Here is a 23479-nt window from a genome sequence, read left to right as displayed (position 1 = left end):
AATACTCAATAATTTCTTATGCTTCTTAGCCTCCTTATGCCCCTCTGCGAGAAATCAAAGTTCTACTTATGAATCAACTGAAATTACGAAAATCATTTACATACAGCCTGGCTGTGGGATTACTGTCGGGATGCCTGGCCGCCAACGCACAACAGTCAACTTTCCTAAAGGGATTTACAGTTCCTCCTGAAAATATTAAACCAAGTGTTTACTGGTACTGGATGAGTGATAATATTTCTGTAGATGGCGTGAAAAAAGATATTGAAGCGATGCATAAAGTAGGCATTGGACGCGCATTTATCGGTAATATCGGCTATCCTAAAGAAGAAGTTCCTTATGGAAATGTCAAACTCTTTTCTGATGAATGGTGGAATGTAACTCATGCTGCCATTAAAGCCGCAACAGAAAAGGGGATCGACATCGGAATGTTCAACAGCCCTGGCTGGAGCCAAAGTGGTGGGCCCTGGATTAAACCTTCCCAATCTATGCGTTACCTGGCTGGGAATGAATTTACAGTACCAGGCGGACAACAAACTGAAATCAAACTCTCTCCCGTTGAAAAAGATTTTCAACAGGTTGCAGTTGTAGCTTTCCCCGAACCGGAAGCCGATAAAGAAAGCATTTCAAAGTATGCTCCTGTACTTACTTCAAATGCGAATTTCAGAAGTATTAAGCAGCTGATTGATGAAAACACTGCTGAAGAAGCACAAACAGATAAAACATTAGGTAAAGGTAATTATATCGATTTTGAGGTCAATAACGCCTTCTCTGTAAGAAGCCTGGTGATCTATCCGGCTCATAAACCGGCTAAAGGCCAGCTAGCCTTGCAGGTTAAGGAAGGCAATGATTATCGAACAGTGACTACTTTTGAACTGGATCGCAGCAATCCGCAGGGGAACGTAGGTTTCAAACCTTACGCCCCTGTGGCTGTATCCTTTGCTGAAGTAAAAGGAAAGAATTTTCGATTAACCATTTTGGATGGTCATGCTTCACTCGCAGAAATTAAGCTGCTGGCGGCACCAAGAATTGAAAGATTCGAAGAAAAACAACTGGCAAAAATGTTCCAGACTCCTTTGCCTCTCTGGAACGAATATCAATGGCCACAACAACAACAAGTCAACAATTCCGCAATGGTTGTTGATCCTTCCAAAGCTATTGATCTCACCAAACAGGTTTCTGCCAATGGCGTACTTTCCTGGAAAGTTCCCGCCGGTAACTGGATTGTAATACAATACGGAATGCTACCGACCGGTGTAACCAATGGCCCTGCATCACCGGAAGGTATGGGGCTGGAGCTCGACAAAATGAACGATGCCTATATGCAGCATCATTACAATTCATTTATCGGGAAGATCAAAAACAGTATGGCGCCTGCCGACAGAAAAGCATTGAAATGGGTAGTAGCCGATAGCTATGAAACCGGTTCTCAAAACTGGACCGATGGAATGGCTGATGATTTTAAGAAGACGTATGGCTATGATCCATTACCATGGTTACCTGTTCTTTCTGGTAGAGTAGTGGGCTCTCCCGAACAATCCGATCGCTTTTTATGGGATTTAAGAAGATTGATTGCCGACCGTGTCGCTTATAAATATGTAGGAGGTTTACGTAAGGTTAGTAATAAAGACGGTATGAAAATCTGGTTGGAAAACTACGGCCATTGGGGCTTCCCAAGTGAGTTCCTGAAATACGGAGGCCAGTCAGACGAGATAGCTGGTGAATTCTGGAATGAAGGCTCCTTAGGAAATATAGAATGCCGAGCCGCCTCTTCTGCCGCTCATATCTATGGAAAAACAAGAGTAGCCGCCGAATCCTTTACCGCTGGTGGTAATGCATACGGACGATATCCGGCTTTGTTAAAAAGACGAGGTGACTGGTCATTTACCGAAGGAATCAACCATACTTTACTTCACGTATTTATAGAACAACCGTATGAAGATCGTGAACCAGGCGTTAATGCCGGTTTCGGTACTGAATTCAATCGTAAAAATACCTGGTTCTATCAGGGCAAAGCATTTGTAGATTACATCAGAAGATGTAACTATTTGCTCCAACAAGGTAAGGTCGTTAATGATATTGCATATTTCATCGGAGAAGATGCTCCTAAAATGACAGGTGTAAGAGATCCTGAATTACCAAAAGGATACTCATTCGACTATATCAATGCCGAAGTAATCTTAACCCGCGTTCAGGTTAAAAATAATAGATTGGTACTACCTGATGGTATGAGCTATAGTATGCTGGTGCTGCCAAAACTGGAAACAATGAGGCCTGAACTGTTAGAGAAAATTTCTCAACTGGTAAAACAAGGTGCTGTTATTCTCGGTCCGGCTCCTAAACGCTCTCCAAGCTTACAAAACTATCCGCTTGCCGATACGAAGGTTCAACAATTGGCTGCCTCTCTTTGGGGAAACAGCAATGAACGTCAGCGAAAAGTTGGTCTGGGTACGGTACTTAGCGGAATGACAATGGAAGAAGCTTTAGATGTAGTGAAGCTGAAACCTGATGTAATGCAGTTGCCTGCTGAGGTATTATATATCCATCGTACTACTCCTGAAGGGGAATTATATTTCGTGACCAACCAATCGGCAAACGAAATCTCTCTTGATCCGGCATTTCGTGTAACCGGCCGCCAACCAGAATGGTGGGATGCGGTAAATGGAGATACCAGAGAGTTGCCGCAATTTACTGCTCAGGGCAACCACACCGTTGTGCCGTTAACGTTGGCACCTGCACAAAGTGGCTTTATTTTCTTCAGAAAGAAAACTACCGCTAATGGTACTTCTGTCAGAAAAAATTTTCCTGCTGCTACTCCGGTACTTGAATTATCAAATCCATGGGTGGTGACTTTTGATGCGGCTAAACGTGGTCCTGCCGGTCCGGTTACTTTTAATACGCTCACAGATTGGACAACTAATAGCGATGAACGTATTAAATCATATTCCGGTACTGCTGTTTATGAAACTTCATTTAATGTAGATGCTTTGCCTTCAGCTTCTGCGTGTTATTTAGACTTAGGTACTGTAAATGTAATGGCAAAGGTAAAACTGAATGGAGTTGATCTTGGTACTGTATGGACCTCCCCTTACCGGGTTGATGTAAGGAAAGCTTTAAAACAAGGTTCTAATAAATTAGAGGTTGAAGTAGTAAATACCTGGATTAACAGATTGATTGGCGATAGCAAACTACCGGCGGCTGAACGTAAAACATGGTCTAATGTAAATCCTTACAAACCAACAGACAACTATCAGCCATCTGGCCTGGTTGGTCCTGTAAGCCTGGTTTCTGTTAATTATTAATCACAAACAATGAAAGTAAGAAATATAATACCTGTAGCTGCATTGGTTTTTAGTACTGCTTTAGCTAATGCCCAACAATTACCTCCTGTATTCGACAACAGCCGGCTTGCCACATTGGAAACAACACCAACTGTAAGAAAATATTTGTCTCCAGTAAAAATTGTATGGCAATCCTCTAAAGAAGGTGCTAATATCCATAATGCGGAACGCTTCCTTACTAAAGGTAACGGACAAGCTGATCTGGCCAACAAGAATATGTGTGTCTTAACCAGCACTTCTTCTGTCCGTCCGGGTATTCTGTTCGATTTTGGTACAGAAATTCATGGTGGCCTGCAACTGGTGACCGGAATGAGTAAGGTCAATAAACCAATAAAACTGCGTGTACGCTTTGGTGAATCTGTTAGTGAAGCCATGAGTGATATTGAGCCGGAGAAAAATGCAACTAATGATCATGCTATGCGTGATATGATTGTAGAGGTGCCCTGGCTGGGTAAATTGGAAATAGGTAATACTGGTTTCAGATTTGTTAGAATAGATTTGGTTGATGCTGATGTTCAGTTACAATTGAAAGAAGTTAGAGCCATCTTTGTTTACAGGGATATTCCTTATCAGGGAAGTTTCAACTCCAGTGACCCGCTACTCAACAAAATCTGGTTAACAGGTGCCTACACTGTGCATCTCAACATGCAGGACTATTTATGGGATGGCATTAAGCGCGACAGACTTGTATGGATTGGGGATATGCATCCCGAAACTTCAACGATCAGTGCTGTATTTGGTAATAATGAAGTAGTACCTAAATCACTGGATCTGTCGAGAGATATTACTCCGCTGCCTGGGTACATGAACGGAATGGTTTCTTACTCAATGTGGTGGGTGCTGATTCAACGCGACTGGTTTATGCATACCGGTGATATGAAGTACCTTAAAGAACAAGGGGTGTACCTGAAAGGATTATTGGCGCACTTCATCAGTAAAATTGATCCGGTTACCAACAGCGAAAAACTGGATGATGGAACCCGCTTCCTGGATTGGCCTTCCAGCGAAAATAAACCGGCTATTCATGCCGGATTACAGGCAATGATGGTAATGACCCTGAAAGCTGGGGCTGATTTGAGCAGACGGTTAAATGACCTGGAAACCGCAAAGAATTGTGATGAAGCAATCGCAAAGCTGAAGAAATATGTGCCGGCCATCAATGGTTCTAAACAAGCAGCTGCATTGATTGCATTAGCTGACATGGTTCCTGCTGAAAAGATTAATAATGAAGTTTTATCGGTAGGTGGAGTGAAAGACTTTTCCACTTTCTACGGCTATTATATGCTACAGGCTAAAGCTAAAGCGGGCGACTACCAGGGAAGTATAAACGATATCAGAACTTACTGGGGTGCAATGCTAGATCTCGGAGCTACTACATTTTGGGAGGATTTTAATATGGATTGGCTCCCGAATGCTTCAAGAATCGATGAAATGGTTAAACCCGGGCAGAAAGATATTCATGGCGATTATGGTGCCTATTGCTATAAAGGATTTCGTCATAGCCTTTGCCATGGATGGGCATCTGGTCCTACCGCCTGGCTGACAGAGCATGTATTGGGTGTAAGTGTTGTTGAACCTGGTTGTAAAGTATTGAAGATTGTTCCTCACATGGGTGATTTATCTTTTGTTGAAGGAACTTTCCCAACTCCGTATGGGATAGTAAAAATAAAGCATACCAAAACCGCAGATGGCAAAATAGTGAGCGATATTAAAGCCCCTGCACAAGTAAAAGTTTTACGTAAATAGGTTTTGATTTTTTGATGCAATGTAAAAAGCCCGGATAAAATCCGGGCTCTTTCATTTATGCAAATGGATGAATCCATGGACTTCGATAAGGTCTTTTTAATAATGCTGTGGCAGCCGGATCACCAACTATAATTTTTTGTTTTGGATCATAAACAACCGGTCGGCCTATTTGCATGGAAACATTGGCTAAAATACAACTGGCTGTGGATATATGTCCTTCTTCAATATCCGCAACAGGTCTGCTGTTTTTCTGAATGGCTTCCAGGAAATTGAGCATATGTAACCGCGTAGCTGGTGCCGCATGAAGCTCAATACTAGGCTCTGTTACATCTTCCGGATATTTCTCTCTCTCGTAGGTTACATCTTTATGGATAGGTGTACCATTACCTTCAGGAATAAAATCGTACGACATAGGGCTGCCCATAAGGGTTCCTTTTTCGCCATACAATTTAAAGCTCCATGGGTATTTCGGGTCGGCAGGTGCTCCCCAGCTGCGATGTTGCCATACACAGTTTAAATTATCATACTCAAATACCGCCATTTGGGTATCTGCAATATTTGATTTTCCTTCTTTCTGTACATAAATCCCACCAGTGGAACTGATACGTTTAGGCCATCCTAACTGCAACATCCATCTAACAGTATCGAACATATGAATACACATATCGCCCATAATACCATTTCCATATTCCATAAAAGTCCTCCACCAGCGTACATGCGGCATCCCGTCGAATGGTCGCATTGGAGCCGGGCCGGTCCACATTTCATAATCGAAATAATCAGGTACTTCCTGTAACGGAGGGTTACCGTTATTACGCATATGGTAATAGCAGCACATCTCAACATGGGAAATTTTCCCTAACAGTCCTGCATCTACGATGTTTTTCTTTGCTTCTATCAGATGGGGAGTGCTTTTGCGCTGTGTTCCTACCTGCACTACTTTATTGTATTTCCTTGCAGCTGCCAACATCGCTTCTCCTTCCAGAACATCTACGCTGATAGGCTTCTGTACATATACATTGGCGCCCGATTTAAGCGCTTCAATTGTCTGTAATGCATGCCAGTGGTCTGGAGTTCCAATTAAGACTATATCAAGCTGATTTTCGGACAGGAGTTTGCGGTAGTCTTTATATAATCGTGGGGTTTCATGGGAAGCCTGCCTTTGTCTTACCATTTCGGCAGCGGCAGTAAGTAACTGCTGATCTACATCACACAAGGCTACCACCTTTACCGGTGCAACCTGTATAAGCCTGAATAAATCACTTTTCCCATACCAGCCAGTACCTATTAGTGCTACTCTTAGTGGTTTGGCAGGATAGATAAAATCTAGTGCACTGGCCCCAATTGCCGATAAGGCTAGTGTAGCCGAAGCGCCTTTCAGAAATCTGCGGCGGTTAATGTTAAACTGATCCATACGTGGAATATATTTTTATAGGTCAAAATTCAGAGAATCTATTCTCTGCTCATCAACATACAAAAAAAATCTAAATATTTTCTCCCAGTAATAAAAGCAATACCACGAGTTCCTGACCGCTAAATTCCTTTCTGAGAATAGCGAGCGCTTTACCAATATGCTTTTCAACGGTATTAACGGAAATACCTAATCGTTCGGCAATGGATTTGTTGGTAAGATATTCAAACCTGCTTAGTTCATATACTTCTCTGCATTTTTCCGGTATATGTGTAAGCGTTTGCCTGAATCGCTGTTCCAGCGCTTTTACATCAATAGTTGGGTAGATAGATAAAGAGGTGTCCTGTGTGGCAGCAATATTAGCATGGTGGGAGGCATGAATCAACCGGTTCCTGAATTCATTCAGAATACGGTTTTTCAGGCTGGTCAGCAAATACGGCTTAATCGGAAGGGTGGGTGATAAAGTATTCCTCTTTTCGTAGAACCTGACAAATATTTCCTGTAAAATATCATCGGCCGATTCCTTCGACTGCAATCGCTTATAGGCAGCCCGATAAAGTACATCAATATACCGGTTGTAAATAGCCTTAAATGCCAGACCATCGTCCTGCCTTAATGCAGTTAATAGCTGTTCATCCGTATAATTGGCATATTGGTCTATCGATTTAGTCATGGGTACGCGCGACATATTACAGGTTCACGCCTGAAAAGTATTCAAAAAAAATGATAAATCCTTATTCCAAAAAAACTTCAAAAAAAATGAGTCAAAGAATGGCGGTAAAGTTTAAGTCATGTGTTTAGATAGAAAGACCTCCACTTTATGAATGCAAAAAAATTGGCTGAACTCCTTCAAAAATACGAGGATGGACAGTGTAGTGAAGAGGAACAGCTAATGATAGATAAGTTCTATCAAGACTTTGATGCAGATAGGGATACATTGCCTGATGAAATACATATGCAGCCATCGTATGATTCGCTGTATGAAAAAATATTGCAGCAGAAAAACAATTCTGCGATACTCAAACCTGCCGGGAGTAGGTCGTGGTATTATGCCGCTGCCGCTGCAGTTTTACTGTGTATAGCTGTTGGAAGCTGGTTTTGGATAAATGTTAATGATAGAAAGATCATTGCCAAAACTCCGGTGAATAAATCTGAGAAGGTAAAGAAACACTTTATAAAACTACCCGATGGCAGCACTGTGCTGCTCAACGAGCGTAGCAGGCTGCAATACCCTGCGAGCTTCGATGGCGCACGAAGGGAAGTGCAGTTATGGGGAGAAGGCTATTTTGATATTGTAGCGAATAGCAAACAACCGTTTATTGTTCATTCAGGAAACGTTTCTACTACGGTATTGGGCACTGTTTTCAATATTAAAGCCGATCCCAATGAAAAACAGGTAACCATTACGGTAGAAAAAGGAAAGGTAAAAGTTGAATCTGCCGGCAAGCAATTAGGGATTATTGAATCGAATCAGCAAATTAAGGTAAGTCAATCTGCGCTTTTCGAAAGAAATGATACCATAAAAGCTGAAAGTATTACCGATTGGGTAAAAGAAGACCTGATCTTTAATAATGTTACCTATGCCGAAGCTGCCAAAGTTTTAAAGGCCCAGTATGGTATAAACATCATATTTAAAGATGCTGAATTGGAAAAAAACAGATTTACCACCACATTTAAAAATCAGTCTTCCCTGGAAGAGATTTTAATAGTGCTTTGTGAATTCAACCAATCCTCCTTTTCTATTCAGGACAGTACTGTGATCATTCAAAAAAGAAATCAATAATGTCTATAGCCTAATACTAAAAAGAATAAAAAAACGATCCTGGCTGCCACCAGAATCGTTAAACGGTCTTAATTATTTGTAGAACTCTTAAAACCAATTGCAATTTATGCAAAATTTTAATTTTTTGCCTGGAGAGCCAATCCCGGAGAAATCCCCGTTGGTACAGCGAAGGGCGGTTATCAACCAAAGAACACTGCAACAATTTATGAGATTAAATGTAATGGCTGCTTTTATTACTCTTGCCAGTACCCAACTACTGGTTGCGGCTCCCAGCCATGGGCAGTCAATTGCAGCTACCAAAGTTACCTTTTCTGTTCAGCACGAATCCCTTAAATCGGCACTCACCCGAATTGAGCATCTGACAGAAATCCGCTTCCTCTACAACCAGGAGCAGGTAAGTACCTATAATAATATCTCTATCCCTAAAGGTACCCGCTCCGTTGAAGAACAGGTGCAGTTACTCCTCGCCGGTACTCCCCTGAAATACCGGACAGTGAATGATCATATAATTATCTATAATCCGGTGCAGGACGCCTTTTTATCCAGTATGGCTACCAGCATCCAAGAAGAGCATAGTATCAGCGGAAAGGTCACCGATACTAAAGGAAACCCTATTATTGGTGCTACCATTCATGTTAGTGGAACAACTATGGGCGCTACTACCAATACAGAAGGCGTTTTTGTGATCAAAGGACTAAAGGCTGGGCAAACATATACCCTTATAGCTTCCTACATAGGATTCGAAAAAGTTACTAAAGCTATCACTGTTACCCAAAATGATCAGTCACTCTCGTTTTCATTACCAGATGGACTCAATCCGCTGAATGAAGTAATTGTAGTGGCTTATGGAACGCAAAAAAGAGGCTCATTTACCGGTTCTGCTGCCACTGTTAAGCCAGAAGCTTATGAAGGATCTACCAGGGCTACTTTGCAGGAAAACCTACAGGGTAATGTGGCAGGTGTTATTGCCAGCAATGGGTCCGGACAACCTGGCGCCGCACCTAATATCAGGGTCAGAGGTATTGGCTCCGTAAATGCTGGTAGCGCCCCTCTATATGTTGTAGATGGTATTCCATTAGCCGCTACAGATCTGGCTGCCCTAAATAATGCGGATATTGAATCATTTACTGTATTGAAAGATGCTTCGGCTGCCTCAATTTATGGTTCCCGCGCTGCCAACGGTGTTGTGCTTATTACAACCAAAAAAGGAAAAAGCGGTAAAACAAAGTTTAATGCGGCCGCTCAATATGGTTTCAATAAAGTAACCCTCACCAAAGATTTGTACCCGCTGAACACCTCAGAGATGATTGAATTACTTCGGGAAGGTGCTAAGAATGCGGGTGTTACTGAAGCTAAATTCTTATCTGATCTGAAGGGGGCCGATGTAGATACTACTGTTAATACGGATTGGTTTGATGTGCTTACCCGCCAGGGCCAATTTCAGCAATATGATCTTTCTGCCAGCGGTGGAACCGAGAAAACTACCTTCTATGCTTCGGGAAGCTATTATACAAGCAAGGCTGCCCTCGAAGGAAGTGAGTTTAAACGTTATACCGGTAACTTTAAATTAAGTAACCAGGCAACTGATAAACTGTCGTTCAACCTGGGTTTACAATTGAGCTACCGCCAGATGTTTACGCAACCAGACGAAGGTTCTAACGGTAATCCTGTTAGAATGTATAAACGTTATCAACCCTGGTTAAGAGTATACAACCCCGATGGCACCTACGATCTGAGCTATCTTAATAATTATAATCCTTTAGCAGTCGTAAAAGAAAATTTTAATGCAACTTCCGATTATGGAGCTGTAGGTATTGCCAGTGCAAAGTATAGCTTTACAAAAGACCTGACTTTGGAGAATCAGACTAGTTTTGATTTTGATTATAATGATAACAAGGTCTTTTACAAAGGTGGCATCGGAACTGCCAGAACAAATGGCGGTGTAGGTAGCTATTCCACCGTTCGTACCCTGAATTGGGTAAACACCAGCATCTTACGTTATAATAAATCCTTCGGGGAACATGCCCTGAATACTTACCTGGGCTACGAAGCTCAAAAAGTTACTGCCTCCGGAAACAGTACCAGTATGCAGAACTTCCTTCCGGGTACTACTACTTTAAATAATGCTGCTGTTGCTACTTCAGGCGGTTCAAGTGAAACAGCGAATTCCCTGAATTCCGTTTTTGCCAATGCTGCCTATAATTTTAAATCTAAGTATTATCTCAGCGCGTCGGCCAGACGTGATGGCTCTTCCAGATTCGGAAATAAAACCAGATTCGGAAACTTCTGGTCTGTTGGGGCGTCCTGGAATATTTCTGATGAAGCATTTATCCGCTCAGTAAAATCGATATCTGAACTTCGCTTACGCACCAGTTATGGGGTAAACGGAAACCAGGACGTCGATAATTTCATATCCCGCGCTTTGTATAGCTCTGGTGATTATAACCTCATGCCAGGATACGCATTTTCCAAGTTCGGAAACGATTACCTGACCTGGGAGAAAAATTCACCATTCAACGTGGGGCTCGACTTCGGGTTGTTCGCAAACAGAATTACGGGTACTGTGGAGTATTATACAAGGAAAACTTCCGACCTGCTGCTCGATTTCCCAATATCAGCAACAAATGGTACTACCTCACTAATGTCTAACATTGGAGAGATGAAAAACAGCGGTTGGGAATTCACAATCAATACACAAAATATTGTTACGAAAAACAATGGTTTTGGATGGAATACCAGCTTCAATATTTCTACTTTAAAAAATCGTATTACCTCTCTCATTAATCCATTCATTAAAGACAGCTATAACAGGTATGTAGGTGGAGATTTTTACCAACTTTATATCAAGGGATATGCTGGAGTTGATCGTCAAACTGGTGAAGCACTTTGGTATACCGATGAAACTAAAACAAAAACTACCAATAACTATGGTGAGGCGGCTCAGTACAATCAGGGTAGCGCATTACCTGCATTCTTTGGTGGGTTAACCAATACGCTTACATGGAAAGGTATCAATCTTAGTTTCCTTGTATTCTTCAATTATGGTAATAAAATCTACGATAACTGGGGCTCTAATGCAAATGGTGATGGAAATGCCGGTTTTAATGGTGCTTCAAGCCTGCCAAGATATACTTACCTGCATCGTTGGCAGAATGTAAATGATATCACCGACGTTCCAAAGATAGATTACAAAGGTTCTCAATCTGGTTCTTCTGATTATAATTCTACCCGTTTCCTCTATAGCGGTAACTATATCCGCCTGCGTGATGTAACACTGTCTTACAACTTACCTCAGCATTTACTAAAAGCTGCCCATATGTCTGCTGTTCGTGTATATGCACGGGCTAGTAACCTATATACCTATATGGAAGACAAACGAATGAACTTTGATCCTGAAGTGGGAATTGATGGAAAAACAGACCAGAATGCTCCAATGTATAAAACACTGGTACTGGGCCTTGATATCAAATTTTAACCCGAAACACAACTAGCAATTATGAAGAAGTCTATATATTTATTTGCCATAGCAGGGATGTTGTTTACAGGTTCCTGCAGCAAAAGTTTCTTACAAATTGATCCACAACAACAAACGGATGTTGAGCTGGTGATCAAAGATTTGCCTACTACCAGAGCTGCTATTACAGGTACTTACAACCTGATGCAAAGTGCGGGTTTATATGGTAGAAATGCTATGGTACTTCCTGATGTAATGAGTGATAACGTTTTCATAAGTTCCAAAAATCAGGGCCGCTTTTTATCCTATGATCAGTATATCACTGTGGCTACAGAAGGTTATGCTGCCAGCTTATGGAATCAGCTCTATAGAGTTGTTGTGAATGCAAATATCATTATCAGAAAAGCTGAAGCTAATAATTATGCGGATGCCGATAAAGCTGAAGCTCAATTTATTATTGGTGAAGCTTATGCATTAAGAGCATTGGCGTATTTCGATCTCATGAGATTTTTTGCATTACCTTATAACTACACTGCAGATGCTTCACACCTGGGTGTGCCATTGGTTTTAAAAAGTGGTACAGATAAGAACGAGGTGATTTCTCCTAAACGTAATACTGCTAAAGAAGTATACACGCAAATAGTGGCTGATTTTAATACCGCAATGTCGCTAATGCCTAAAACACCGGTTGGATTTAAAGCTTCGTTCAGAGGACGGGTATCCTATTATGGGGCAAAGGCCTTATTGTCGAGAGTGCAGCTTTATCGGGAAGATTGGGAGGCTGTTGATTCTCTTGCAACTGATGTGATCAAAAATGGTGGCTTTTCTTTGCTGACAAGAACTGCCATGTTTGAGGATTCCAAAAAACAAAACAGTAGTGAAGCTATTTTCGAGATTCAGTTCAATCAGACGGATAATTTAGGTAGTGACGCTTTGGCAAATTTTTACTGGCAATCCGGTAGCTATGGAGACGGTTTGGCAACTGAAAATTTATATAGCACCTATACAGCAACCGACGCCAGGAGAGGATTTGTGGTAAAGGGTTCCCGTAAATCGGGCGAAAATCCTGCCTGGCTGATCAACAAGTATACAAATAATACGACGTTTGAAGAACCTTCCCGAATCATTCGTTTGGCTGAAGTATATTTAAACAGGGCAGAAGCAAGGGCACATAAAAATCAGGATGGTCTGGCAGCTGCCGATTTGGATGTTGTTGGAGGCAGAGCAGATGCCGATTATAAACCAGCTACTGCAACCGGCGATCCACTCAAAGCATTGATCCTGCTCGAAAGAAGAAAAGAGCTGGCATTCGAAGGCCACCGGTTATTTGACCTTACCAGGAATAAACAGAGCTTTACTAAGTATCGTTCTTCCAAAACTATTCAGATCGATTATCCAAATCTCAAAACTATTCTGCCTATCCCACAAGCGGAAATGAATTCCAATAGAAATATGGAGCAGAATGATGCTTATAAAATTCAGTAAATTCAAATGCCGTCTCTACCTGAAAGAGACGGCATTTTATATTCATTCCAATTCAGGACAATGTTTCCAATAATATCCCTGCTACATCGGCCGATGATGCTGGGTTCTGACCTGTAATCAGCAACCCGTCTTTTAATGCATACGGATGCCAGTCTTTCCCTTTGCTATAATAAGCACCAAGCTCTTTGAGCTTATCTTCAACCAAAAACGGAACTACCTTTGTAAGTTCTACAGCTTCTTCTTCAGTATCGCTAAATCCTGTGACCTCTTTTCCTTTAACCAAAGGTTGTCCGTCAGGTGTCATTACCTTGGCCAATGCAGCGGGGGCATGGCACACAAAGGCAATAGGCTTATGCTGGGCATAGAATGTTTCAATCAATGCAATAGAATTAGGATCATTGGCTAAATCCCATAACGGTCCATGGCCGCCAGGATAGAAAACTGCATCATAATCCTCTGCCGAAATATCAGTCAGTTTCTTTGTATGAGCAAGCTTATTCTTCAATGCTTCGTCCTGGTTAAACCGCCGGGTCGACTCGGTCTGAAAGTCGGCCAGCTCACTTTTGGGATCAATAGGAGGTTGACCTCCTTTAGGTGATGCCAGGGTGATTTCAGCTCCAGCATCCGCCAAAACATAATATGGTGCAGCAAATTCTTCTATCCAGAATCCTGTTTTTTTTCCTGTGTTGCCTAGTTCGCTATGTGAGGTTAAGACCATTAAAACTTTCATGAAAATTAGTTTTATAAATGTTAACCCCGAAAGATGCTTATTGTTGTGTTGAAGAATTCTGTTTAAAGCGTTCAATCACCAATAGATACTCTTGTAGAATCTTGCCCTTGCCAGCTTCCTGTTCAGATAAGTAAATAATTATACCATTTACCGGAATTTCCAATCAACTATTGGAAATTCCATTTTTTTGATTTTACTTTGCGTCATAATGACGTAAACAATTTTGTAACCGCAAACCGGATTGTGTTAACCTACGTTGATTTTGCCCCGGTAAAAATTTTTATACTATGAACAGAAACAAAAGAGTAGCAACTGCCTATGAAACTTTAGACATCCTGGAAAAGGGTTTTTATGTAGATAGAAATAATCAAAAAGTAGAAATCGCTATTGATCTTAAAACCAGTATTGATGGAACTATTCATTATAAAACAGGCGATTTTGAAAAGGTTTTCATAGAACGTGATAGGCTATTGGCTACTGGTATGACTAATAATTGTCGTATATCCGTTACCGATGAAACTACCTTTGCTGCAGCACGCAGATTAGTTGTAAAAGAAGAAAAAAAGAATGTTTGTTGCCTGAACTTTGCTTCAGCTAAAAATCCAGGTGGTGGCTTTTTAGGTGGGGCACAGGCGCAGGAAGAAGCATTGTCAAGAGCGAGCGGCCTTTATCCATCCCTGAAAGCAAAACAGGAAATGTACGATTCCAACAGAGCTTTAGGTACTTGTTTGTACTCCGATCAGATGATCTATTCCCCTAATGTACCAGTATTCAGAAACGACAGAGATGAATTGCTTGATGAACCTTATTGTGTGGCAATTCTTACTTCTCCGGCTGTAAATCGTGGTGCCCTTCAATCCAATGAACCTGAAAAACTAGGAATGATTGCACCTACAATGCTTTCCAGAATTGAGAAGCTGCTTTCATTAGCACTGATCCATGGCCAAACTACCCTGGTGCTTGGAGCCTGGGGCTGTGGGGTATTCAGGCAAGACCCAACTGAAGTTGCAGAGTGGTTTGCGCAGCATCTTTTAAAGAACCCAATCTTCAAAGGTGCTTTTGAAGAAATAGTATTTGCGATCTATGATAGTTCCGAAAAACAAGTAAATAAGAACGCATTTAAAACCGTTTATGAAGCATATGGTGTACAATAATGAATGGACAATTACACAACTGAAGGAGGGTAAAGAATTAGATTTCCTGTTCTTTTGGGGGCATACCCCCGATAAAGAAAACAGGGTCACAAAAAGTTGCTTTAGCCAATGGTGGCTATCTGATTTTTTGGTAGATGGAATTTTATATCCCACTGCCGAACACTGGATGATGGCTTGTAAAGCTAAACTGTTCAATGACCGGCAGATATTTGAAAAAATACTGAAAACTCCCTCTCCATCCAGTGTGAAAAGCCTGGGCCGCAAAGTGAGTAACTTCGATGCCGGGGTTTGGGATAACCAGAAATTTAATATGGTGGTTGAAGGAAACTACCACAAATTTTCACAACATCAACCACTAAAAAACTTCCTGTTGAATACAGGTAATAAGATTCTTGTAGAAGCATCTCCTTACGACTCCATCTGGGGTATTGGGATGTCTGCCAGCCACCCGGATATAAATAATCCTGAGAACTGGAAAGGCCGGAACCTATTGGGATATGCGTTAATGGTGGTTAGAGATCAATTAAAATCAACATGAAAAATATTGAAGTAAGTAAACTTCTAAGCTATTTGCTCAGACACAATCCGGGGGCTGTAGAGCTACAGCTGGATGAAGAAGGATGGGCTAATGTTACAGAGCTGATAAATCTCTGCAATAAGCATAACTACCATTTTAAATTTGAGCAATTAGAGCAGGTTGTAAGCGAAAATGATAAACAAAGATTTGCCTGGAATACAGATAAAAGCTGTATCCGGGCAAGTCAGGGCCATTCGATTGAAGTAGAATTAAACCTGGAACCTGTGATTCCTCCTGATGTCTTGTATCATGGCACGGTACAACAATTCCTGGAGGCAATTTTTGAAAATGGTATTAAGCGGATGAACAGGCAGCATATACATCTGAGTGCAACCTTAGAAACGGCAAAACAGGTCGGAAGCAGGAGAGGAGAACCCGTAATTCTGGTTGTTGACAGTAAAGCGATGTTTAAGGATGGGTACCGGTTTTATCTCTCCGCCAATGGGGTTTGGCTCACAGATTCCATTCCTTCCGGGTATTTATCAATTTTATGATACCCGGATTTTATATTTTTGTATAGATAGAAATCTTTAAGGGGAGTATTGTCATCACTCATAAATTAATTTATATGTCTATTACAAACCAGGCTGAGTTCGAAGGGATTCAAAAAGTAAGTGAAGTGGTGGCCTACACACTTCAGGCAATGAGGGAATATGCCCGCCCGGGAATAACCACAAAGCAGCTGGATAACTATGGTTTGGATGTATTACAATCTTTTGGTGCCAGATCGGCTCCATTGTTAACCTACGGTTTTCCTGGTTGTACCTGTATCAGTGTCAATAATGAAGTGGCTCACGGGATTCCTTCGGCCAATAAATACCTGGCAGAAGGTGACCTGCTGAATATTGATGTATCTGCCGAACTAAACGGCTTCTGGGCCGATAATGGCGGCTCTTTTGTGCTGGGTAGAGACATTCACTCTCACCAGAAATTAGTGGATGCTTCCAAAAATATTCTGTTCAAAGCTATTCAGAGCATTAGCGCCGGTGTACGCATCAGGCAATTAGGCCGCTTAATTGAAACGGAAGCACAAAGTGCAGGTTTCACCGTTATCAGAAATCTTGGAGGACACGGGGTTGGAAGATCTTTGCATGAAGAGCCGGAAGATGTGCTCAATTGCTATTCCCGCTATAATCGCCAGCGATTTAAGGAAAATAGCGTTGTGGCTATAGAAACATTTATTTCTACTCGATCTAATCTGGCTGCTCAGTTAAGCGATGGATGGACGCTGGTAGGTAACAAAGGAGGTTTTGTTGCGCAGCACGAACATACCATTATGGTTACCGACAAGGAACCTATTATTCTAACTGCCTCTAATGGTATCTGGAATTAAATATAAAAGGTGGTAAATTTGCCGCCTTATGTCTTTATATACTAAAAAAGGGGCAGTTACCGTTACCTGCAACAAACGATTAACCCCATTCCTTGAACAGGAAATCAGGGAATTGGGCTTTAATATAGAAGAAACCTTTGTAACCGGTGTACGGATTCAGGCTTCCATCAATGAATGCATCAGGCTCAATCTGAATCTTAGATGTGGTAGCCAGGTGCTTTACAGCCTTAAACAATTTACGGCTCAGAATGCCGACGATATTTATCAGGAACTTCACAGCTATCCCTGGGAAACAATCTTACCTCCCGATAGCTACCTTTCCATTACCAGTAATGTATTGAATGAAACTATCAATAATAGCATGTTTGCCAATCTTAGGGTGAAAGATGCTATTGTAGATCGTTTGAGAGAAAAAACCGGCAAACGCCCAAGTACTGGTGCCGAATTAAGCGGTGCTGTTATTAACCTGTTCTGGAAGAACGAAAATGCAGAAGTGTTTCTGGATACCTCTGGCGATTCGCTGGCCCGACATGGCTACCGCAAAATCCCTGGTCGTGCCCCCATGTTGGAAGCCCTTGCTGCCGCTACTATTCTGGCTACCCGCTGGGATAGAAAAAGCCCGTTTATCAATCCAATGTGTGGTTCGGGAACTGTGGCTATCGAAGCAGCCCTGATTGCTACCAATACCCGCCCGGGCCTTTTCCGCGATAATTACGCTTTTATGCATTTAATCGGGTATGATGAATCGGTTTACCTGGCAGAACGTGGCCAGTTGGAAAACCAAATCAAAGAAGTTCCGGGTTTAAAAATTATTGCTTCCGATCTAAGCGAAATGGCAGTTATTAATGCCCGCAAAAATGCTAAAGCTGCTGGGGTTGCTGATCTTATTACGTTCAAAACCTGCGATTTTGCTCAAACACCTGTACCTGAAAATGAACAGGGCGTAGTATATATGAACCCCGAATACGGATTAAGGTTAGGGGAGATCCAGGAATTGGAAGAAACGTATAGTCGCATAGGTGATTTTCTGAAGCAACGTTGTGGGGGATATAATGGTTATATTTTTACCGGTAACCTCGAATTGGCAAAGAAAATAGGCCTTAAGGCAAGTAGAAGAATTGAATTTTATAATAGTACGCTCGATTGCCGCTTATTGGAATATGAACTCTATGCCGGCACCAGAAGAAAAGATAAATAACTCAAAAAGGCAGGAACTTCCTGCCTTTTGAATTACATCACTTCACTTACATTCACTGGTCTCGAAAAACTTTCTTCCAACGAAATAATTGTCTCCGTTCTTTCAATTCCTTTGATATGCTGTAAGTCTTCCTGCAATATTTTACGAAGCTCGCTGCTATCTCGGCAAATTATTTCTGCAAACATGCTATAAGCACCAGTTGTATAGTTTAATCTTACAACCTGAGGTATTTTCAATAACTGTTTGGAAACGGATTCATATAATGAACTCTTTTCAAGATATATCCCAATAAATGCCAGTACATCGAAGCCTATCGCCCGTAAATTGACCTGTAAACGGGTACCCTTGATAACTCCCATTTCATGCAGTTTTTTTATTCGCACATGGATGGTTCCCCCAGATACAAATAGCTTTTTGCCAAGCTCTGCATAAGAAATGCTTGCATCTGCCGACATTTCTGAAATGATTTGTAAATCTAATTTGTCAATATTCAATGGCTGGGTCATTTTTATAATCAGGTTTAGAATTTTTTCTAAAATTAGGTATTTTTTTAGAATTATTCCAAATATTCACCAGCATCCTCCTCTCACCAATGCTTTTTTAATAGGCACAAATGATTTTTTTTAACTAAATTAATGACACAAAATCCTTGGTAGCATGAAAGATGATGTCTCGAGTCGAACGGCGCAATATATGGCGCTTTTCAGAGCCCTTGAAACTACCCGCCCTAAGAGTAGCAGGTTATTTACCGACCATTTTGCCCATAATTTCCTTGATAATCAATTAAAACTGCATGTTTATTTAAGTAAATTCATTCCGGGTTACAGATCAATGGTCGAAAAAATTATCAGAAAACGAATCCCTGGCGCCCTATCCTCCGGGATTGCCCGCACCCGGTATATCGACGATCTGCTCGAAAAAGCAATTCTCGAAGGAAATCAACAGGTTTTTATCCTCGGTGCCGGATTCGATACCAGATGCCTTAGATTACCCTTTTTAAAAAATATCAAAGTTATCGAGATTGATCATCCCTTAACTGCCGCTTACAAACTGGAACGTTTGTCTAAACGCCATATTCCTGAAAAAGTATTTTACCATCAGATCGATTTCAATAAACAAAGCCTGGATCAGCTTAGTGTTATCAATAACTTCAATTTTTCCCTGCCAACCACCATCATCTGGGAAGGGGTTACAAACTACCTGACCCAGGAGGCAATTGATAATACTTTCGAGTTTCTAAAACGCTTTGCTCCGGGTTCTACTGTTCTTTTTACCTATGTCAACCAACAGCTACTCGATGACCCTTCTTCTTATTTCGGAGGTACTAAACTGTTAGAGGATGTTTCAAACATCGAGGAAAAATGGCTAACCGGATTTTATCCTTCCCAGCTTGCCAGCTATCTTAAAAAATATCATTTTGAACTGATGGATGATCAGGGTGCTGAAACATATCGTCAACATTACTTACCCGACAGAACTGAAGCCGGGTACGAATTCTACAGAGTCGCTTCAGTACGTCGTATATCCGAATAGGTCATATCACTATTAATTTTTCTTTAATGGAAAACGTTAATAGATTTCCATTGATAAACCTTTTTCCAGCACCCTTGTTTTCATAATAGATCTAAAACTTGGTTTTATGAAAGCAATTATTAATTCCGCATTGGTGGGCATCTTACTGATATTATTCGGAGCATGCGGTACTTCTGTTCAAATGACTGGAACATGGAAAGCTCCTGAAGCCCCAACTTCGGGGTTCCATAATATCCTGGTAACAGCAATTACTTCAAATTTAGGCGCCAAGCAATCTGTAGAAACACAGATGGTAAATGATTTAAGAGCACATGGTATTATGGCTGGTAGAAGCGTTGATATCTTTCCTCCTAAATTCAATCCGTTAGACGACAACGATAAAGCACAGGCCGAACAAACAATGAAAGCACAGGGTTATGATGCTGTTCTGACTGTTTCTTTATTGAGAAAGGAATCTGAATTAAGATATGTGCCTGGTACTATTGGCTATGCTCCTTATCCTGCCTATGGCTGGTATGGTGGTTTCTGGCCTTACTATGGTTATATGTACGGATCTGTTTATTCTCCTGGATATTATACTACAGACAAAACTTATTTCCTGGAAAGCAACCTGTATGATCTGACAAACAACGGTAAACTGGTTTGGTCCGGTCAGTCAGAAACTTATAACCCGGGAAGTCTGGAGTCTTTCTCCAAGGCTTATGCAGCAAAGGTTTCAAATGCATTGCAACAGGGTGGATTATTAAGATAGTTTAAACTACTTGCGTTCAAAGTAAGTATTGTTTTCTACTATCTTACCGTCCTTTAATGTGAATACTGCACATTGTGCAAGTTTCATTTGAGAATTTCGGGCGGTTCCAACTGCAACAAACTCAACGATGACGTGATTTCCATCGCTGTAGATATCCTTGATTTCTGCTTTCATATCCGGATATTTTTGGTGCAGTGCCTGATATCTTTTTATGGTAGCTTCCTGTGTCTGGTAAATGGCGCTATCGCCTAAAGAGGCGTCAAGAAACAGGGTGCTATCTGCATAACAGCCGGCTACTGTTGCCCAGTCATGATTGTTATATGCTTCAAACAGCGATCTGATAACCTCTTTATTGTTGTTAAAGCTGATTTTACCACCGGGTTCTACACAGCTTAAAACGAAGAATAAAAGCAGGGAAAGGGGTATATACTTCATATGGGGCTTCATTAGATACACTACAAATTACGAAATAGCAGAGAGAAATCAGGCAATCCCTTACATTTGCAGCCTAAATCAGATGTTATGGAATTGTTCCAGCCAGATCCTCAGTTATTAAAGCAATTGGTTGTAATGAAAATGCCGTTTGGAAAATATAAAGATGTAGTGCTTTGTGATTTACCGGTAAGTTATCTCGAATGGTTCCAGCGTAAAGGATTTCCTCAAGGTAAATTAGGGATGCTGCTGGAAACTATGTTAGTGATCAAAATGAACGGACTTACCAAGTTGTTAGACCCTCTGAAACGAACTATGTAAAAAAGGTGTCTCTACAATAGAGACACCTTTATATTTTTAAATGAAAGTATTTACTAAAACCAGCTGTCTTGCTGTTCCTCGGTTGGGGCTTCCTTAAGTTCCTCGGTTGGTACTTCTGCTTCCATCTCTTTCTGCTTTCGCAAATGGGCTTCCATATCAGTGATATTCTTTTGGATGGCTCCTCCAATCACTGCACCTTCCTCAATTTTTAACATTAAAGCATTTACATCTCCTTTCACCTGTGCCTTATTACTGATGTGGGCTGTCTTGCTGGCATATACATCTCCATATACTTTTCCATGTACTACCAGATCAATGGCATGTACATCTCCCCGTATATTGGCTGTTTCACCAACAACCAGTTTACCGGTTGTTTTAACTGCGCCTTTCACATCACCATCTATCCGTCCGGATACCGATGCATCTATGTTACCATTAACAGACACGGTTTTAGGAATACGAAAAGCTCCTGGAACTATAAGATTGCGGAAAATATGTCTGATATCGATCACAAGAATAAATTAGACGGTTACTGGATTAGGATTACTTGATGGCAATGGCGGAGGAATCGATGGTGTATGAACTGTATTATCCTCAAATGTTGAAATTATAGAGCTTGAATTTCCAAGATCCAACCCTACACAACGATTCGGTTTGTTATCTGAAATACGCATTGAGTTATGCAAGTATCCGATGCTCACCAGTTTCTCTGGTTCTGGAGCTACTTCAACCGGGATAAAGTCCTTGAACTCTTCCGCAAATGCATCGGTAAGTTCGCGGTAATGTGCGCCACCTCCCATTAAATAGATTTTTTCGCAGGTCTCGAAATCAAGGTCAGTAAAGTAAGCACGCATCAATGGAGATACCACTTCTTTGTAATACTGGGTAAGTACTCCTTTACGCATATCTTTCAGGTCAATTCTCTTACGATTGGTGAAAATTGATCCTTTCATAAATGCATCGTCAACCTGGTGCTCATTCTTCATTTCCAGATAATGCTTTTGATTCAGCTCACGGGTCAGGTTATTGATGGCATAACGAATACCATGTGAACTAAAGCAGGTACGATGTACCAAACCCTCTCCGGTTGCCATTCCGCCTTCAATGGTTCCAAAACCAAAGCTAATAGCAATGAAATTTTCTACCTGTGGCTCATTAATGGTCTTTTTCAAACCAATAATACCTCCCACAACTTCCGGAATAACTTCGTACTTCTCAATGTCGAACATCGCTTTTTTGAACGACCCCTTGTTGTTGTAGGTCTGGCTGTCATAATCAATCAGGAAATGACGCTTACTCAAAAACTGCTCAGCTGCGGTTTTGTAAATGTTGTAAGTAGAAAAGGGGAAACCAACGGTCAGGGCTATTGGTTGCTGTACCTTGTCGATGGTGTTTAGCATGGCTGCTTTAAACAAAATCTCATAATCTTCCTCTGTTGGAGCGGCATTGGTTACTCTACCAGGATTAATACCACCTCTTTTGGCCAGGTTACCAACCATATACCAGGTGTCATCTTTCTTGATTTTTAATCCGTTGAGCAGGTCTTTACTTGAGTTTTCTGTGTTTCCGAACGCTGTCTCAAAAACGCTAGGGAAGCTGGTCGTAGATACTTTCATAGTATGATGTTGATAATAGTAACGAACAACACCTCTTTCAGAGGGTCTTCATCGGGATTGAAATAGTAAAATAGTAAAATAGTAATTAAAGATATAAAATATTAATTCGGGATTGACAACCAGTGAATTTTGCTTAAAATTACTACAGCAATAGTATATTCCAAAATTCAGAAATAAATTTTAATGTTAAACGTTATTAATCTGTCTGTCGTCCCTTGCCTTGTATTTACCTTAGTAACCATAATGTATGAAATACTTGGCCCTGATAGCATTGCTGGCAGCTGTTGCCTGCTTTTCTTCCAATAAAATCTATAAAGCTCCTGCAATTGGCGCAGAGGCTCAATTCGATAAGGGCCTCAGACCCGAAAAACACCCCCAATATTTGTTCGATAAGAAAACCATGAACGCAATGAAGAAAGATGGAAATGTTGCCGCTTACTCTCCTAACCGCCGTAATACAGCACCTACCATTCCCTTGCCTAAAAAAAATAATGAAGCAACTGATTCCCTCCGTAATTCTGCTGATAGCTTACAAACCACCAATGACACTGCTAAGGTAGTGCAGCAACGTACAGATACTTCTACCAACATTCAAAGGTAATTCCATAAATTTGGGC

At 41.2% G+C, this 23479-nt stretch carries 21 protein-coding genes; 14 read left to right on the top strand and 7 right to left on the bottom strand.

The genetic code is table 11. From position 1 onward, the window contains the following. Window positions 1-68 precede the first annotated feature (68 nt). Both DVR12_RS26380 and DVR12_RS26375 read left to right on the top strand, forming a co-directional pair. Entirely contained in the window at window positions 69-3299 is a 3231-nt protein-coding gene (locus tag DVR12_RS26380) for a glycosyl hydrolase (RefSeq protein WP_116978810.1), read from the top strand. A gap of 9 nt (window positions 3300-3308) precedes the next feature. Then, window positions 3309-5084 carry an alpha-L-rhamnosidase-related protein gene (locus DVR12_RS26375; protein ID WP_116978809.1) on the top strand — a complete coding sequence of 592 codons (1776 nt, stop codon included), beginning with the start codon at window positions 3309-3311 and terminating at the stop codon, window positions 5082-5084. Between the two features lie 55 nt (window positions 5085-5139). On the opposite strand, the gene DVR12_RS26370 is transcribed toward DVR12_RS26375, so the two are convergent. Then, window positions 5140-6498 carry a Gfo/Idh/MocA family oxidoreductase gene (locus DVR12_RS26370; RefSeq protein ID WP_116978808.1) on the bottom strand — a complete coding sequence of 453 codons (1359 nt, stop codon included), beginning with the start codon at window positions 6496-6498 and terminating at the stop codon, window positions 5140-5142. 70 nt (window positions 6499-6568) lie between these two features. Continuing rightward, on the bottom strand, window positions 6569-7183 hold the full coding sequence (locus DVR12_RS26365; protein ID WP_116978807.1) for an RNA polymerase sigma-70 factor: 615 nt from the start codon (window positions 7181-7183) through the stop codon (window positions 6569-6571). Between the two features lie 132 nt (window positions 7184-7315). On the opposite strand from DVR12_RS26365, the gene DVR12_RS26360 reads away from it, so the two are divergent. The 3 genes from DVR12_RS26360 to DVR12_RS26350 all read left to right on the top strand — a co-directional run bounded on the left by DVR12_RS26360 (window position 7316) and on the right by DVR12_RS26350 (window position 13217). Continuing rightward, a complete protein-coding gene (locus DVR12_RS26360; RefSeq protein WP_116978806.1) occupies window positions 7316-8278 on the top strand; it encodes a FecR family protein in 963 nt (320 codons plus the stop codon). Window positions 8279-8384: 106 nt separating this feature from the next. Continuing rightward, window positions 8385-11753 (top strand): SusC/RagA family TonB-linked outer membrane protein, encoded by a 3369-nt coding sequence (locus DVR12_RS26355; protein ID WP_116978805.1) that lies wholly within the window; start codon window positions 8385-8387, stop codon window positions 11751-11753. A 21-nt stretch (window positions 11754-11774) separates the two neighbouring features. After that, complete coding sequence (locus tag DVR12_RS26350; RefSeq protein ID WP_116978804.1) at window positions 11775-13217, top strand: RagB/SusD family nutrient uptake outer membrane protein; 1443 nt, start codon at window positions 11775-11777, stop codon at window positions 13215-13217. Between the two features lie 52 nt (window positions 13218-13269). Here DVR12_RS26350 and DVR12_RS26345 read toward each other — a convergent pair whose 3' ends face one another. Next, complete coding sequence (locus DVR12_RS26345) at window positions 13270-13947, bottom strand: type 1 glutamine amidotransferase domain-containing protein (RefSeq protein ID WP_116978803.1); 678 nt, start codon at window positions 13945-13947, stop codon at window positions 13270-13272. A 287-nt stretch (window positions 13948-14234) separates the two neighbouring features. Here DVR12_RS26345 and DVR12_RS26340 point away from each other — a divergent pair, with 287 nt between their 5' ends. From DVR12_RS26340 to DVR12_RS26320, 5 genes are all read left to right on the top strand, one after another. Continuing rightward, complete coding sequence (locus DVR12_RS26340; RefSeq protein WP_116978802.1) at window positions 14235-15101, top strand: TIGR02452 family protein; 867 nt, start codon at window positions 14235-14237, stop codon at window positions 15099-15101. Further along, window positions 15079-15639 carry an NADAR family protein gene (locus DVR12_RS26335; RefSeq protein WP_233522470.1) on the top strand — a complete coding sequence of 187 codons (561 nt, stop codon included), beginning with the start codon at window positions 15079-15081 and terminating at the stop codon, window positions 15637-15639. Before DVR12_RS26340 ends, DVR12_RS26335 begins: the two co-directional genes overlap by 23 nt. Then, window positions 15636-16172 carry an RNA 2'-phosphotransferase gene (locus tag DVR12_RS26330; RefSeq protein ID WP_116978801.1) on the top strand — a complete coding sequence of 179 codons (537 nt, stop codon included), beginning with the start codon at window positions 15636-15638 and terminating at the stop codon, window positions 16170-16172. Before DVR12_RS26335 ends, DVR12_RS26330 begins: the two co-directional genes overlap by 4 nt. A 74-nt stretch (window positions 16173-16246) precedes the next feature. Further along, window positions 16247-17011: a type I methionyl aminopeptidase gene (gene map / locus DVR12_RS26325; protein WP_116978800.1), complete on the top strand. Its 765-nt coding sequence runs from the start codon at window positions 16247-16249 to the stop codon at window positions 17009-17011. A 28-nt stretch (window positions 17012-17039) separates the two neighbouring features. Then, entirely contained in the window at window positions 17040-18209 is a 1170-nt protein-coding gene (locus tag DVR12_RS26320; protein WP_116978799.1) for a THUMP domain-containing class I SAM-dependent RNA methyltransferase, read from the top strand. Between the two features lie 32 nt (window positions 18210-18241). On the opposite strand, the gene DVR12_RS26315 is transcribed toward DVR12_RS26320, so the two are convergent. Continuing rightward, on the bottom strand, window positions 18242-18715 hold the full coding sequence (locus DVR12_RS26315; protein WP_116978798.1) for an Lrp/AsnC ligand binding domain-containing protein: 474 nt from the start codon (window positions 18713-18715) through the stop codon (window positions 18242-18244). 151 nt (window positions 18716-18866) lie between these two features. Here DVR12_RS26315 and DVR12_RS26310 point away from each other — a divergent pair, with 151 nt between their 5' ends. Further along, on the top strand, window positions 18867-19742 hold the full coding sequence (locus DVR12_RS26310; RefSeq protein WP_116978797.1) for a class I SAM-dependent methyltransferase: 876 nt from the start codon (window positions 18867-18869) through the stop codon (window positions 19740-19742). Window positions 19743-19848: 106 nt separating this feature from the next. After that, window positions 19849-20493 (top strand): DUF4136 domain-containing protein, encoded by a 645-nt coding sequence (locus DVR12_RS26305; protein ID WP_116978796.1) that lies wholly within the window; start codon window positions 19849-19851, stop codon window positions 20491-20493. Window positions 20494-20499: 6 nt separating this feature from the next. Here DVR12_RS26305 and DVR12_RS26300 read toward each other — a convergent pair whose 3' ends face one another. Next, a complete protein-coding gene (locus DVR12_RS26300; protein ID WP_158563381.1) occupies window positions 20500-20928 on the bottom strand; it encodes a nuclear transport factor 2 family protein in 429 nt (142 codons plus the stop codon). Window positions 20929-21015: 87 nt separating this feature from the next. On the opposite strand from DVR12_RS26300, the gene DVR12_RS26295 reads away from it, so the two are divergent. Beyond that, on the top strand, window positions 21016-21246 hold the full coding sequence (locus DVR12_RS26295; RefSeq protein WP_116978794.1) for a DUF3820 family protein: 231 nt from the start codon (window positions 21016-21018) through the stop codon (window positions 21244-21246). A gap of 53 nt (window positions 21247-21299) precedes the next feature. On the opposite strand, the gene DVR12_RS26290 is transcribed toward DVR12_RS26295, so the two are convergent. Together DVR12_RS26290 and DVR12_RS26285 are read right to left on the bottom strand one after the other, a co-directional pair. Beyond that, window positions 21300-21758: a bactofilin family protein gene (locus DVR12_RS26290; protein WP_158563380.1), complete on the bottom strand. Its 459-nt coding sequence runs from the start codon at window positions 21756-21758 to the stop codon at window positions 21300-21302. Window positions 21759-21767: 9 nt separating this feature from the next. After that, window positions 21768-22862, bottom strand: coding sequence for a ParM/StbA family protein (locus tag DVR12_RS26285; RefSeq protein ID WP_116978792.1), 1095 nt, complete (start codon window positions 22860-22862; stop codon window positions 21768-21770). Between the two features lie 247 nt (window positions 22863-23109). Here DVR12_RS26285 and DVR12_RS26280 point away from each other — a divergent pair, with 247 nt between their 5' ends. Further along, window positions 23110-23463: a hypothetical protein gene (locus tag DVR12_RS26280; protein WP_116978791.1), complete on the top strand. Its 354-nt coding sequence runs from the start codon at window positions 23110-23112 to the stop codon at window positions 23461-23463. Window positions 23464-23479 lie beyond the last annotated feature (16 nt).

It is taken from the genome of Chitinophaga silvatica, assembly GCF_003419895.1.
Taxonomy (GTDB): Bacteria; Bacteroidota; Bacteroidia; order Chitinophagales; family Chitinophagaceae; genus Chitinophaga; species Chitinophaga silvatica.
This window is presented reverse-complemented; position numbering and strand designations above follow the sequence as displayed.